The organism is Streptomyces sp. MS191 (genome assembly GCF_008042125.1).
GTDB lineage: Bacteria > Actinomycetota > Actinomycetes > Streptomycetales > Streptomycetaceae > Streptomyces.
In genome coordinates this window covers 1,536,232-1,550,400 of sequence record NZ_RDBI01000040.1, presented here as the reverse complement: position 1 = coordinate 1,550,400, position 14,169 = coordinate 1,536,232, and the positions used below count along the sequence as shown (strand labels likewise).

Sequence of the window (14,169 nt, the reverse complement as noted above, 5' to 3'; positions counted from 1 at the left end):
TCTCACCGGTACTCCGACAGCCTGCGGTTGATCCCCATGACGGCGCCCGCCGCGCCGAGCACCGCGAGCACGCCCGCGCCCAGCGGCAGGGCCGTCAGCGCGCCCCGGCCGCTCTCGGCGGCCGCGGTGAACTCCGCCTGCTCGTGGTCCAGGGCCCGCTCCAGGGCCGCGTCGATCTGGTCGAAGGACTGCCCGGTGGACTCCTTCGGGCCGATGACCCGGCTCAACGCGCCCTCGAAGTCTCCCGCGTCGTCCTTGGCGCGGGCGCCCTTGTGGCGCTGCTGCCATTCGCCGGTGCGGGAGGCGGCCTCGGTCAGCGGGCCGCGGCCCGCGTCGTCGTCGGCCAGTTCCCGGGCCTTGCCCAGGGCGTCGGTCAGCGCCGACATGCTCGTGGTGTAGTCGGTCTCGTACTTGTCGTTCTTGCCGTCGTCGGTGAGGACGGCGCCGCGCGCGACCAGGGTCAGGTTCTCGTTGGCCCGGGCCTTCAGGGAGCTGATGCGGGCGGTGTTGAGCACCTGGAGCGAGTTCTGGCCGTGCTCCCGGGCGTCCGTCAGCCCGGCGCTCGCCAGCGTGTGCGCCGTGCCGAGCCACAGCAGCACGATCACCGACGCGGCCGTGGCGGCGAGCAGGCCGTGGTTGAACACCCGGTTCGTCAGCCGGTAGTTGCGTCGCTGCGCCCAGAACAGGACCAGCAGCACCGCGATCCCGAGCAGCAGGGAGAGGTACGGCCGGTCGCGGGCGTCCTCGTCGTCCTGGTGGAGGCGCGCGGTCTCGGCTTCGTAGAGCCGCTCGGCCGCGGGCAGCAGCTCGGTGGTCATCTGCTGGTTCGCGTAACGGAGGTAGGCCCCGCCGAGCGGCAGGCCCTGCCGGTTGGCGGCCCGGGCGCGCTCGATGAGCCCGGTGTAGCGGGGGAGCTGCTCGTTCAGCGTGGCGATCTCGCGGCCCGACTCCGTCGAGCCCTCGGTGCTCGACGCCGCCCTGACCAGCAGCCTCGATGCCGTCGAGATGTCCTGGGCGTACCGCTTCCGGATGTCCGCGGGCTCCTGCGCCCCGGAGAGGAAGGCGCTGGCGGCGGCGGTGTCGGCGTCGGCGAGCGAGCGGTAGATGTCGGCGGCGTCGGCGCTCAGCGGCTGGCTGCGGGTGACCACGTCGTCGGCGGAGGAGGCCCGGTCGGCGACCTCGAGTGCGGTGACCGCGCCGAACGCGACGACCAGCAGGGCCAGTACGGCGCCGAGGATCTGCAGCCGGCCCGGCTCGGTGGTCGCGGCCCGGCGCAGCCGCTCCTTGACCTCGGACCAGGCCCCCGGCCCCGCGTCCGGCGCGGTGGCGGGCGGCGGCACCGACGGCTGGGCGGGCACGCCGACGGCGGCGCCCGGGTGCGCGGGCGCCGTGCCCGGCGCCGAGGCGGCGGGCGCATTCGGCGGATATGTCACGGGACCTCCCCCTCGGTCGCTGACGTCGGCCGTCGCCCCTCCGCTGTCCGGAAGACGACCACCCGGCCAGCAGTATGGCCTCAGGGGCCCACCCGCACACCGGAATTGACTCGATCTTGTTCCTATCCTGCCGCATGCCCCACTCGCCCCGGCAGGCGATCCCCCACCTTGAATACGCCCGGCGGCGGGGTTCGGTTCCACCACGTACGGGTGAAGTCGAAACGGGGCGCCCCCCTTTGTCAGGGGACGCCCCGTCTCCCGTGCCGGTCGCGGGACCGCGTGCGGGCCGCCCGGGCTCAGGCGTAGTGGGCCCGCAGCCGGGCCGCCGCCTCGGGGCCGGCGCCCCACCCGTCGAGCGCGAGCAGCCCCGCGCCGAGCACCGGCGGCGAGGTCACGACCCCGACGACGGCCTTCGGCGCCCGCACGGCGAGGAGTTCCGCGATCCGCCCGTCGAGTTCGGCGTGGCGGGCGGCGAGCACGCTGCCGCCCAGGATCACCGGCGTCTCCTCGTCGAGCAGCCCGAGCCGGCCGAGCGCGACCGCGGCCAGCGCGACCACCTCCTCGGCCTGCCGGTGCACCAGGGACCGCGCGACCGGGTCGCCCGCCGCGCTCACCCGGAACAGCACGGGCGTCAGCTCGTGCCGCGCGGACGCCGGGATCCGGCCCAGGTGCAGGGCCTCGATCAGCGCGTACATCGTCTCCAGGCCGAAGTGCGCGGGCAGGGCGCGGGACAGCGAGGTCGGCTCGCCCCGCCCGTCCTCCGCACGGGCGGCCCACCACAGGGCCTCGTCGGCGAGCCCGCCCCCGCCGCCCCAGTCGCCGGAGATCTTCCCGATCGCGGGGAAGCGGGCGGTCCGGCCGTCCGGCAGCATCCCCACGCAGTTGATCCCGGCACCGCAGACCACGGCGACCCCGCGCGGCTCGTCGACCCCGGCGCGCAGCAGCGCGAAGGTGTCGTTGCGCACCTGCACCGAGCGGCTCCACCCGCGCGCCTCGATCGCGGCCTGCAGCTCCGCCTCCTCGACGGCGAGATCGGCGTTCGCCAGACAGGCGGAGACGTGCGCGAACCCGGGTGGCAGCCCCCGGCCGCCGGCCGCCGCCCAGGCCCGGTCCACGATCTCCGCCAGTCCGTCCAGCGCCGCGCCGGTCCCGACCACCGGCGGCTGGAACCCTCCGCCGCGGGCCGCGCCGAGGACGCTGCCGTCCGTGCCGAGGACCGCGACGTCGGTCTTGCTGTTGCCGGCGTCGATCGCCAGCAGGCTTCCGTTCAGGCCCACTCGAGGTGCTCCCGGTTGTGCGCGATCAGCCGGTCGGTGAGCCCGTCGGCCAACGCGTACTGCCCCACCAGCGGATGGGCGAGCAGTGCCTTGAACACCCGGTCGCGCCCGCCGCGCAGGGCGGCCTCCAGCGCCAGGTCCTCGTACGCGGTCACGTGCGCGATCAGCCCCGCGTACAGCGGGTCGACCGGGGCGACCGGCAGCGGCGACGCCCCCTGCGCGCCGACCGCGGCCTGTACCTCGACGACGGCGTCGTCCGGCAGGAAGGGAAGGGTGCCGTTGTTGTACGTGTTGACCACCTGGTACGGCGAACCGCCGCCGCCCAGCAGCCCCGCGGCCAGGTCCACGGCCGCCTCGGAGTAGAACGCGCCGCCCCGCTTGCCGAGCAGCGCCGGTTTCTCGTCGAGCGCCGGGTCGCCGTACATCGCGAGGAGTTCCTTCTCCATGGCGGCGACCTCGGCGGCCCGTGACGGCTTGCTGCCGAGCTCCCGGACGACCTCGTCGTGGGCGTAGAAGTAGCGCAGGTAGTACGAGGGGACGACACCGAGGCGGTCCACGACGGCGCGCGGCAGGCGCAGGTCGTCGGCGACCGCGTCGCCGTGCTCGGCGAGCAGCCGCGGCAGCACGTTCTCGCCCTCGGGTCCGCCGAGGCGGACGGCCGTCTCCCAGGTCAGGTGGTTGAGCCCGACGTGGTCGAGGTGGACGTCGGACGGGGCCACGTCGAGGAGCCTCGCGAACTTGCGCTGGAAGCCGATCGCGACGTTGCACAGACCCACGGCCTTGTGGCCGGCCTGCAGCAGGGCACGGGTGACGATGCCGACGGGGTTGGTGAAGTCGATGATCCAGGCGTCCGGGTTGGTGCGCCGGACCCGCTCGGCGATGTCCAGGACGACCGGGACGGTCCGCAGGGCCTTGGCGAGTCCGCCGGCCCCGGTGGTCTCCTGCCCGACGCAGCCGCACTCCAGCGGCCAGGTCTCGTCCTGCTCGCGGGCGGCCTGTCCGCCGACCCGCAGCTGGAGCAGGACGGCGTCGGCGCCCTCGACGCCCTCGTCGAGCGAGCCGGTGGTGACGATCCTGCCGTCGTGACCCTGCTTGGCGAAGATCCGCCGGGCGAGTCCGCCGACCAGTTCGAGGCGGTCGGCCGCCGGGTCCACGAGGACGAGTTCGGAGATGGGCAGGGTGTCCCGCAAGCGCGCGAACCCGTCGATCAGTTCGGGGGTGTAGGTGGAGCCGCCCCCCACGACAGCGAGCTTCATATCGTCAGCTAGCCCTTCACTCCGGTCAGTGTGACTCCCTCGACGAACGCCTTCTGGGCGAAGAAGAACACGAGGATCACAGGGGCCATGACCAGGACGGTCGCGGCCATGGTCAGATTCCAGTCGGTGTGGTGGGCGCCCTTGAAGGACTCCAGGCCGTAGCTCAGGGTCCAGGCGCCGGGGTTCTCGGACGCGTAGATCTGCGGTCCGAAGTAGTCGTTCCAGCAGTAGAAGAACTGGAACAGCGCCACGGCGGCGATGCCGGGCCTGGCCATCGGGAGCACGATCCGCACCAGGGTGCGCAGTTCGCCGCAGCCGTCGATCCTGGCCGCCTCGACGTACTCGTCGGGGATCGTCAGCAGGAACTGGCGCAGCAGGAAGATGGCGAAGGCGTCACCGAAGGCCATCGGGACGATCAGCGGCCACAGCGTGCCGGAGAGGTCCAGCTGCTTCGCCCAGAACAGGTACATCGGGATGATCACGACCTGCGGCGGCAGCATCATCATCGAGATGACGAGCAGCATCGACAGGTGCCGGCCGCGGAAGCGGAACTTCGCCAGCGCGTAGGCGACCGGGACCGAGGACAGCACCACGAGCGCGGTGCCGAGCCCCGAGTACAGCAGGGAGTTGCGCCACCAGGTGAGGAAGCCGGGGGTGTCCAGGACGCGGACGTAGTTGTCCCAGTGCCAGGTGTTCGGCGTGAGGTCGCGGGTGAGCGCCTGCTGGTCGCTCATCAGGGACGTCAGGAAGACGAAGACGAACGGCAGCACGAAGAACAGGGCCGCGGCGATCCCGAGGGAGTGCACCGCGATCCAGTGCAGCAGCGACCGGCGGCGGGCCGCCTTCGCGACGGGGTCCGTCAGGGGGCGGTCGAGCGGGGAGGCAGTCGTCATGGATCAGTCACCCGAGCCGATCAGGCCGCCGCGCCGCCGCATGAGCAGCGCGGTGAAGGCCATGGAGAGCGCGAAGAGCACCAGCGCCACGACGCAGGCGGCGCCGTAGTCGAAGCGGCCGAAGCCCAGGTTGTAGACCAGCTGCGGGAGGGTGAGCGTCGATTCGTCCGGGTAGCCCGGCTCGAAGGTGACGCCCGAGCCTCCCATCACCCCCGACGCGACCTTGGAGGCCACGATCGGCTGGGTGTAGTACTGCATCGCGCCGATGACGCCGGTCACGACGGCGAACAGGATGATCGGCGAGATGTTCGGCAGGGTCACGTACCGGAACCGCTGCCAGGCGGAGGCGCCGTCCAGCTCGGCGGCCTCGTACTGCTCCTTCGGCACGTCGAGCAGCGCGGCCATGAAGATGACCATGAGGTCCCCGACGCCCCACACGGCGAGGACCGTCAGGGCCGGCTTGGCCCAGTCCGCGTCGTTGAACCAGGAGGGGGCGGGGACGCCGACCGCCTCCAGCAGGGAGTTGACCGGTCCGGTGCCGGGGTTGAGCAGGAAGACGAAGGCGAGCGTGGCGGCCACCGGCGGGGCCAGGTAGGGCAGGTAGAAGAGGGTGCGGAAGACGCCGACACCCGTCTTGATCTTGGTGATCAGCAGGCCGACGCCGAGGCCGAACACGACCCGGCAGGCGACCATGACGACGGCCAGCCAGAGGGTGTTCTGCATCGCCGGCCAGAACTTCGGCATGTCCTGGAAGACGTACGTCCAGTTGTCCAGGCCCCGCCAGGTCGGCGGGTTGAGGCCGTCGTACCTCATGAACGAGAAGTAGACGGTCGAGACGAGCGGATAGGCGAAGAAGACGCCGAATCCGATCAGCCAGGGCGACATGAACGCCGCGGTGCGAAGCGCGTTGCGCGTGCGCTTCGACCGCAGCGTGTGACGCCCGTCCTGGGGTGTGGCGGCGGGTGCGGCCGGCCGCTTCGTGGGCAGGGTGTCGGTGCTCATGAGGGCGTGTCCCGGCCGCTACTTCGCCTGGGCGATGTCGCGGTCGATCTGGGCCGCGGTCTCCCCGAGGCCCTTGCGCAGGTCGGTGACCTGGCCCTTCTCGTACTTCTGGGCGAAGTCCTGGAGGGTGTCCTGGTAGGCCGAGCCGTTCACCGCGCCGTCCGAGGTGGAGGACCGCGGGTGCCGGGCGATGTCGAGGAAGGTCTTGAAGCGCGCGTCGAACTTCAGGTTCGGGGACTTGAGCGCCTCCAGCGTGGAGGGCACGTTGCCGATGCCGTTGGCGAAGTTCACCACGGCATCGGTGTCCATGGTCATGTACTTGACCAGCTCCCAGGCGGCGTTCTGCTTCCGGCTCTGCGGGGCGATGCCCATGATCGTGCCGGAGAGGTAGCCCTTGCCGTACTCCGCGACCTCGTCGTCCGCGACCGGCAGCGGCGCGACGCCGACCTCGAAGCCGACCTTGGCGTCCTTGATGAAGTTCAGCCGCCACTCGCCGTCGAGCTGCATGGCGACCTGGCCGGTGTGGAAGGGGTGCTTGGCGCCCCACTCGTCACCGAAGGTGGTGCGGTACTTGTCCAGCTTGGCGAACCCGCCGAGTCCGTCGACGAGCGACTTCTGGTACGTCAGCATCTCGGCGAACGCCGGGTCGGCGGCGACGTTGGACTTGCCCTGGGCGTCGAAGTACCGGTGGTTCCACTGGGACATGTAGTGGCTCAGGACGGTCTCGTAGCCGAGGTAGTTCGGCATGAAGCCGAGCTGCTCGTACGAGTCGCCCTTCGGCTTCGTCAGCTTCTTCGCGACCTGCGCGAACTCCGACCAGGTCTTGGGCGGCGCGGTGATGCCGGCCGCCTCGAAGGCGTCCTTGTTGTAGTAGAGCCCGTACGCGTCGGACAGCAGCGGCAGGGAACAGCGCTTGCCCTCGAACTGCGTGTACTCCTGGAGGACCTTCGGGAAGGTCTTGTCCAGGTCCACCTTGTCCTTCTCCAGGAAGGGCTTCAGGTCCGCGAGGGCGCCCGAGGCGCAGAACTTGCCGACGTTGGCGGTGGTGAAGGAGGAGACGACGTCGGGACCGTTCGAACCACCGGCGCGCAGCGCCTGGTTGAGCTTGTCGTCGTTGATGTTGCCGACGACCTTCACCGTGATGTTCGGGTGGGACTTCTCGAAGCGGTCCACGTTGTCCTGGATCGCCTTCACCTCGGCCGGTGCGGACCAGCCGTGCCAGAAGGTGATCGTCGTCTTCGCGGCGGGGTCGTCGGTCGCGCCGTTGTCGGCGGAGCCGGTGCACGCGGAGGCGAGGAGGGCTATGGAGGCGGTGGCGGCGAGCGCGATCGCGGCTCTGCGCGGACGGACGGGCATGACGGAGTCTCCCTGTGACGAAGGGGCGGCGGGGAAGAGGGCGAAGGGTGTGGCGGTCGGACCCCAGGGCGCCTGGCGCCGGGGGTGGTCGGACCGCGAGGTGTCGAAGACCTCGTCGCGGGTCGCCGCGAGGGCGCTTTCGAGGGCGCCGCGCAGCACGGGGTCGCGGTCCACGGTGCCGAGGACGAGCCGGGGGCGGGAGGCCGCGAGCTCGGCCAGTTCGGACTGGACGCGCTCGCGCAGGGGTTCGCCGCCGGCCACGTTCACCTGGCCGGACAGGACGAGGAGTTCGGGGTCGAGCACCGCGACGACGGAGGCGAGTCCGGTCGCCAGGCGCTCGGCGTACCGGTCGAGGAGCGCGGCGTGGCGCGGGTCGTCGCCGTGGTGGGCGGCGGCGTGCGCGAGGAGCCCGGACGCGGTGGCGACGTAGGGCTGCTCGACGGTGTCGATGCCGAGGGAGCGGGCGATCCGGGGCACGGACTGGACGCCGGCGAGCTCCTGGTAGCCGCCGGAGTTGGCCTTGGTGACCTGCCGCACGAGCGGGGTGCCGGGTACCGGCAGGAAACCGACCTCGCCCGCGCCGCCGGTGAAGCCGCGGTGCAGCCGGCCGCCGAGGACGAGGGCGGCGCCGAGACCGGCCTCGTTCCAGAGCAGCACGAAGTTGTCGTGGCCGCGTGCGGCGCCCAGGCGCTGCTCGGCGATGGCGGCGAGGTTGACGTCGTTCTCGTACTCGAACGGCATCGGGAGCACCGCGGCCAGTTCCGCCAGCAGAGTGGGGGAGTGCCAGCCGGGCAGGTGGGAGGCGTACCGCAGCCGGCCGGTGGCCGGGTCGAAGGCGCCGGGGGTGCCGATGACGAGGCGGTGCACCTCGGCCGCGGTGATCCCGGCCTCCTTCACCGCGCCGTCGAGGGCGGTCGTGACCTGGCGGACGACGCCCTCGGCGGCGCGTCCCGGGGTCCTCAGCTCGAACTCGCCGACGACCTCGCCGGTGATGTCGGCGACGGCGGCGCGGATCCGGCCGGGGTTGACGTCGAGCCCGGCGGCGAAGGCGGCCCGGGCGTTGATGGCGTACAGCTGCGCGCTGGGTCCCGGGCGCCCCGCGGTGGTGCCGCCGGCGACGACGAGCCCGGCGGCCTCGAGGCGGGCGAGCAGCTGCGAGGCGGTCGGCTTGGAGAGCCCGGTGAGCTTGCCGATCCGGGTCCGGGAGAGCGTGCCGTGCTCCAGCAGCAGGTCGAGGGCGGCGCGGTCGTTCATGGCCCGCAGGACACGAGGGGTGCCGGGGGTTCCCGGGGTCGTACCGGCCATGTCGGATGCACCTGCCCTTCGGCTCTGGACGGGGCCATTCTGCTGCCCGTCGGCCCGCTTCCCCAACTGCACTGTTAGGAAAGTTTCCTATTCGGTGGGAGGACCGTAGGACGGGCGTCACCTGGGCGTCAATACCCGCAGACGCACGACGCCCCCGAAGGCAACCAAAGCGTTACCTGCGGGGGCGTCGTGGACGGGCGGGCGCGGGGCCTCCGCCGCCGGGGCCGTCCTACTTCGAGAGGTTGGGCGAGGAGGGCGGCAGCGGGGTCGCCGCGGCGGACTGCGGCGAGGTGGTCGAGGAGAAGGCCGAGGGGGCGGCCATGCCCGCCGTCGGGTCCGCGGCCGCCTCCTCCGCCTGCGCGGGGACACCGCCGACGATCCGGATGCCGGCCGCGTCGAGCGCGCGCTTGATGCGCCAGCGCAGCTCGCGCTCGACGCCCAGGGCCTTGCCCGGCATGGTCTTCGCCGACACGCGGACGGTCATCGAGTCGAGCAGCACCTCGTTGAGGCCGAGGATCTCGACCGGCCCCCACAGGCGCTCGTTCCACGGCTCTTCCTTGGCCATGGCCTCCGCGACCTCGGTGATCACCGTGCGGATCCGGTCCAGGTCCTCCGTCGGGCGGACCGTGACGTCGAGGGCGGCCGTCGCCCAGCCCTGGCTGAGGTTGCCGATCCGCTTGATCTCGCCGTTGCGGACGTACCAGATCTCGCCGTTGTCGCCGCGCAGCTTCGTCACCCGCAGACCGACCTCGACGACCTCGCCGGACGCCACCCCCGCGTCGACCGAGTCGCCGACGCCGTACTGGTCCTCCAGGATCATGAAGACTCCGGAGAGGAAGTCCGTGACGAGGTTCCGGGCGCCGAAGCCGATGGCGACACCGGCGACACCGGCCGAGGCGAGCAGCGGCGCCAGGTCGATCTTGAAGGCGCCCAGGATCATCAGACCGGCCGTGCCCAGGATGAGGAAGGACGCGACCGAGCGCAGCACCGAACCGATCGCCTCGGAGCGCTGGCGCCGCCGCTCGGCGTTGACCAGCAGCCCGCCGAGGGCGGTGCCCTCCACGGCCTGGGCGGACCGGTTCATCCGGTCTATGAGCCTGGTCAGGGCACGGCGGATGGCCATCCGGAGCAGCAGCGCGACGACCAGGATGAGGACGATGCGCAGACCGGTGTTCAGCCAGGTGGACCAGTTCTCCTCCACCCAGCCGGCGGCGCTCGTCGCCCGCTCCGCCGCCTCGTCCAGAGTGACGGGGACGGACTGGGGATCGTCGGCGGCCACCGAGGCTGACCAGGACACGGGGAAACCTCCAGGCGTTGCGTACGCAGAACAACCACACTAACGGGGCATCGGATGTGCTCCCGTCGCCCTGACGAAGGGAGAGACGGACCTCACCCGGGGATGTATCCCGTGACCGTGTGGATGTGGTCGAGAACACCCCAAGGCCGTTACCGCCACGTGGTGGCGCTTTGACCAGGCATGAGGGGAGACTGAGAGCAGATCGTCCCGGCGCGAGCCACGCGCCGCCGGCGTCATAGGAGGCATCACGTGCCGCATGTCCTGGTCCTCAACGCGTCGTACGAGCCCCTCGGCGTCGTACCGCTCCGCCGCGCGCTCGTCCTCGTCCTGGAGAACAAGGCCCTGTGCCTCGAGGAGTCCGGCGCCTTCCTGCACAGCGAGACCCGCGTCGTCCCCGCACCGAGTGTGGTCCGGCTGAAGCGGTTCGTGCGGGTCCCCTACCGGGGGCCCGTTCCTCTCACCCGCAGAGCGCTGTTCGCCCGCGACGGCGGACGCTGCATGTACTGCGGTGGCGTCGCAACCAGCGTCGACCACGTCGTTCCGCGCAGCCGCGGGGGTACGCACGCCTGGGACAACGTCGTGGCGGCCTGCCGCCGCTGCAACCACGTCAAGGCCGACCGCCATCTGCGCGAACTGGGCTGGCGCCTGCGCCACCAGCCGGCGCCCCCGTCCGGACTCGCCTGGCGGATCATCGGCACCGGTCACCGGGATCCGCGCTGGCTGCCCTACTTGCAGCCGTACGGCGCGGACGACGTGATGGCCCGGATCGACGCCGTCTCCCACGCCCCCACGGGGGCCGTGAGGACGGCGACCTGATCCGGGCCTTCGTCGTACCGGGGCCGGGCACGGGTCGCGGCGCCGTGCGCACCGCGGCCGTGACGCCGGCCGCGGTGCGCGCCCCGGTGCGACGGCGCGCACCTGCCGGCGGGCCGACGGCCCGTGGGGGGTCGTCTCCCGTGCCGTCACTCCTGAGGCGTCTGCGGCTCCTGGGTCGCCTGCGGCTGCTCGGGTTGCTGGGACGGCTGCTGCGCCGGGGGCGCGGGGGTCTCCGGGGGTGCCACGGCGTAGGTCTCCACCGTCCAGAGCGAGTAGCCGTACGGAGTCGCCCGCGCGTCGCCCTGGACCCGCAGGAAGCGGGTGTCCGCCGCGTCCATGCGGACCGCCTCGCGGCCGCCGCGGCCGTCGGCGACCGTGGCCGCCGTGCGCCAGGTGCGGCCGTCGGCGGAGACCTGGATGCGGTAGCGGGAGGCGTACGCGTCCTGCCAGTGCAGGACGACTTGGCCTATCCGGGTCGGCTGGGCCAGCTCAAGCTGCCACCAGGCGCCGTCCTCCGCCGGCGAGGACCAGCGCGTCGCCGGATCGCCGTCCAGCGCCGAGGCCGCCGGGAAGTCGGGCGTCTCGTCGCCCGAGGAGGACGCCGTCGCCGTGCGCGCCAGGTCCGGGCCCGCCGTGCGCGGGAAGGCGCGGACCGTCAGGACCCGTTCCTCGCCCGCGAACGAGACCGGCACCTGGTACGAGCCGGCCGGCACGTCCGGTGCCACCGAGACCTCCAGCGGCACCGTCGTCCGCGTCCCGCGCGGCACCAGGACCTCCTTCGGGAGCCGGACCGCGATCCCCTTCGGCGCGCGGGCCGTCAGGGCGCCGCGCACCTCGCCCGCCCGCTGCGCCACCAGGTGCACGTCCACCCGCTGCGCCGTCCCGCCGATCTCCGCGTCCGTCTCGCCACGGGCCAGCTCCAGGTCCGCGTGCGGCTCGTCCGCGAACCACGGCACCAGCGAGCGCACCTCGGGTGCGGCGCCGGTCCAGGCGATCCGCACCGCCTCGGCGCGCAGCCCCTTCGCGTCGGCCTGCGTCCAGCCGGAGGGGGACAGCGGGCCGAGCGGCCGCCAGCCCTCGCCGGTCACGTAGGCCTCCACCCGGGCGCCCTCGCCCGAGCCCGGCTCGGTCATCACGGTCAGCGTCTCGACGGGCCGGGCCCGGTCCAGCCGGAGCACGTACGCGCTCTGCTCCCGCTCCGCCCGCCGCCCGGTGCGCCGTTCGCGGTCGGCGCCCGTCCAGGCGGCCGACTCGGTCGCGGCGCGCGTGAGGAAGGGGTCGAGGACGCCCTTGCCCACCGTCACCTGGCCGGCCTGCCCGAGCGACGCGCGCATCGGCTCCAGGCGCAGCGACGCCTGCCAGGCCGCCGTGCCGTCGCCGCGGGTCTGGGCCAGCAGCATGTCGACCGCCGTCTCGCCCGCCAGTCCGTACTGCGACAGCCGCGCCAGCCAGGGCCGTGCCTCCTCGGCCAGGGCGCCGTCCGCCGTGGCGGCCAGCCGCCGCGGCGCCTCCCGCATCACCGTGAACGCCGCCCGCAGCTCGCGCGCCGCCTTCTCGCGGACCGCCGGCGACCCGGCCGTCCGGCTGCTCCAGAACGCCGCCATCAGGGGCTTGAGGTAGGCGGACTCGCCCGCCGGGTCGAGGAGCGAGGAGGCGTCGTTGCCGGCCAGCGCCCACAGCGCCTCGCGGGCCGCGGCGTCCGGCCCGGCCAGGTCGTCGACCGCCGCCCGCCAGGACTCCTGCGGCCGGTATCCCTTCGGGTTCCAGGCGTAGTCCGCCGCGGTGAAGAGCGGCACGCGCGAGGCCGTGGCCTGCTCCATCGCGTTCGCCAGGAACGCGGCCGAACCGGCGGCCACCGCCGGCTCCCGGCCCTGGTAGGCGCCGAGGAAGAGCCGGTCCTGGGCGTAGTCGTTCACCGGGTAGTTGTCCATGGTGACCAGCGGGTGCCGGAACGTCGCCCGCGCGCCCGCCAGTTCCCGCCCGGTGATGGTGCGCGGCACGACGCCGACACCCGTCCAGGCCACCTGGACCCGGTCGTCGAGCGCGGCGGCGAGCGCGGCCCGGTAGTCCGTCCTGCCGTCCTGGTAGTACTCCGTCGGCATCAGGGTCAGCGGCTCCGCGCCCGGATGCCGCTCCGCCAGGTGCCGGGCGACCGCACTCGTCACGCGCGCGTGGGCGGCGGCCGCCGCCTCGGGACCGCGGCCGAAGACGTCCGCGTCCTTCGAGCAGTGCCACTCGCTGTAGCTGACGTCCTGGAACTGGAGCTGGAAGGAGCGCACCCCCAGCGCCCACATCGCGTCGATCTTCCGGTTCAGCGCCCGTACGTCGTCGTCCGAGGCCAGGCACATGGACTGGGCGGGGGCCACGGCCCAGGCGAGCGTCACGTGGTTGGCGCGGGCGCGCTCCGCGAGCGCGCGGAACGCGGCGCGCTGCTCCGCCGGGTAGGGCTCGCGCCAGAGGGTCTGCCGGTACGGGTCGTCGCCGGGCGCGTAGAGAAAGCGGTTCTGCTTGGTGCGGCCCATGAAGTCGAGCTGGGCGAGGCGCTGTTCCTGGCTCCACGGGCGGCCGTAGAAGCCCTCGGTCAGTCCGCGCACGGCGCTGCCGGGCCAGTCGCGGACCATGACGCCCCGGATCTCCCGCTGCGGGCCCACCAGCTGACGCAGCGTCTGCACGGCGTGGAAGAGGCCGTCCTCGCCGACCCCGTCCAGCGCCACGGTGTCCCGGCCCTGGACCCGCCCCGTCGCCAGCCGGTATCCGCCCCGCGGCAGGTCGGTCCGCTCGTGCGCGCGCAGCGCCCGCAGGGCGTCGGAGGCGCCGGAGACCCCGACGCCGGAAGATCCGCCGGCCCGGAGGACGGTGCCCGCGCCGGGCAGCGAGGTGTGGACGGTCCGCACGCCGGCCGACCGCAGCACCTCGCGCAGCGCGGCCAGGGCGTACGGGTCGGCGTCGGCGTCGGCGAGCAGGGTCACCTCGTCGCCGAGCGGCACCGAGGGACCCGTGGCGGTCATGGACTGCGGGCGCGGCCACACGCCGGTGTCGGCGGCCGCTGCCCGCCGGGCGTCGGCCCGGTCGTCCGCGGTCGTGGTCGGCGGGACCGGCGCCGCCTGGGCGAGTCCGGGCATCGCCCCGCCGAGGAGACCGCCGATGACCGCGGCGGCCACGGCCGTCGCGGTCCGCTTCCTGCGCCCGAGGTGCACGGGGGACTCCTTTGGTCACGAGTGGATTACGACCCCACCACCCGGTCGGCCGAGGTGTCAATGCAGGTGGTCGATGTGTCTGCTTTGCGGGATGTTCTTTCGGCGAGGTGGCGTCCCTCCGTCAACTTCCGCCGGTAAAACGGGGTGCGATGGGTAGTCCTGTTGCTGTTGTCCCACTTGTCGAGACGAACCGGGAGACCCCCGTGGCCGCGACCACCCGCACCAACACCCATATACGGGTGCCTGAACAGGGCCCGCTCACCAGCGAACCGCCCCTCGCCGACGCCGCCCCGCTCACCAGCGAACCGCCGATGACCGACGCGGCCCCCCTCACCAG

The 14,169-nt window shown here is 73.0% G+C and carries 9 protein-coding genes and 1 pseudogene; 1 reads left to right on the top strand and 9 read right to left on the bottom strand.

Annotation, left to right across the window (positions count from 1 at the left end):
- Positions 1-2 precede the first annotated feature (2 nt).
- The 8 genes and pseudogenes from EAO71_RS14090 to EAO71_RS14055 all read right to left on the bottom strand — a co-directional run bounded on the left by EAO71_RS14090 (position 3) and on the right by EAO71_RS14055 (position 9,819).
- Positions 3-1,433 (bottom strand): hypothetical protein, encoded by a 1,431-nt coding sequence (locus tag EAO71_RS14090; RefSeq protein WP_147978054.1) that lies wholly within the window; start codon positions 1,431-1,433, stop codon positions 3-5.
- A gap of 296 nt (positions 1,434-1,729) precedes the next feature.
- Positions 1,730-2,710, bottom strand: a complete 981-nt coding sequence (locus tag EAO71_RS14085; RefSeq protein ID WP_147978053.1) for an N-acetylglucosamine kinase — start codon at positions 2,708-2,710, stop codon at positions 1,730-1,732.
- Entirely contained in the window at positions 2,701-3,966 is a 1,266-nt protein-coding gene (locus tag EAO71_RS14080; RefSeq protein ID WP_147978052.1) for a 6-phospho-beta-glucosidase, read from the bottom strand. Before EAO71_RS14080 ends, EAO71_RS14085 begins: the two co-directional genes overlap by 10 nt.
- Positions 3,967-3,974: 8 nt before the next feature.
- Positions 3,975-4,859: a carbohydrate ABC transporter permease gene (locus EAO71_RS14075; RefSeq protein WP_147978051.1), complete on the bottom strand. Its 885-nt coding sequence runs from the start codon at positions 4,857-4,859 to the stop codon at positions 3,975-3,977.
- A 3-nt stretch (positions 4,860-4,862) separates the two neighbouring features.
- On the bottom strand, positions 4,863-5,744 hold the full coding sequence (locus tag EAO71_RS14070; protein ID WP_261992233.1) for a carbohydrate ABC transporter permease: 882 nt from the start codon (positions 5,742-5,744) through the stop codon (positions 4,863-4,865).
- A 135-nt stretch (positions 5,745-5,879) separates the two neighbouring features.
- Positions 5,880-7,217 carry an ABC transporter substrate-binding protein gene (locus EAO71_RS14065; RefSeq protein WP_147979284.1) on the bottom strand — a complete coding sequence of 446 codons (1,338 nt, stop codon included), beginning with the start codon at positions 7,215-7,217 and terminating at the stop codon, positions 5,880-5,882.
- A 93-nt stretch (positions 7,218-7,310) separates the two neighbouring features.
- Positions 7,311-8,522 (bottom strand): annotated as a pseudogene (locus EAO71_RS14060) (ROK family transcriptional regulator); the annotation flags it as partial.
- 229 nt (positions 8,523-8,751) lie between these two features.
- Positions 8,752-9,819: a mechanosensitive ion channel family protein gene (locus EAO71_RS14055; protein WP_147978049.1), complete on the bottom strand. Its 1,068-nt coding sequence runs from the start codon at positions 9,817-9,819 to the stop codon at positions 8,752-8,754.
- A gap of 249 nt (positions 9,820-10,068) precedes the next feature.
- Here EAO71_RS14055 and EAO71_RS14050 point away from each other — a divergent pair, with 249 nt between their 5' ends.
- The gene (locus tag EAO71_RS14050; protein ID WP_147978048.1) at positions 10,069-10,635 is read left to right on the top strand and encodes an HNH endonuclease; all 567 of its coding nucleotides are present in this window, start codon (positions 10,069-10,071) and stop codon (positions 10,633-10,635) included.
- 146 nt (positions 10,636-10,781) lie between these two features.
- Here the strand turns inward: EAO71_RS14050 and EAO71_RS14045 are convergent, their stop codons facing one another.
- Positions 10,782-13,832: a beta-N-acetylglucosaminidase domain-containing protein gene (locus EAO71_RS14045; RefSeq protein ID WP_187282669.1), complete on the bottom strand. Its 3,051-nt coding sequence runs from the start codon at positions 13,830-13,832 to the stop codon at positions 10,782-10,784.
- Between the last annotated feature and the right edge of the window lie 337 nt (positions 13,833-14,169).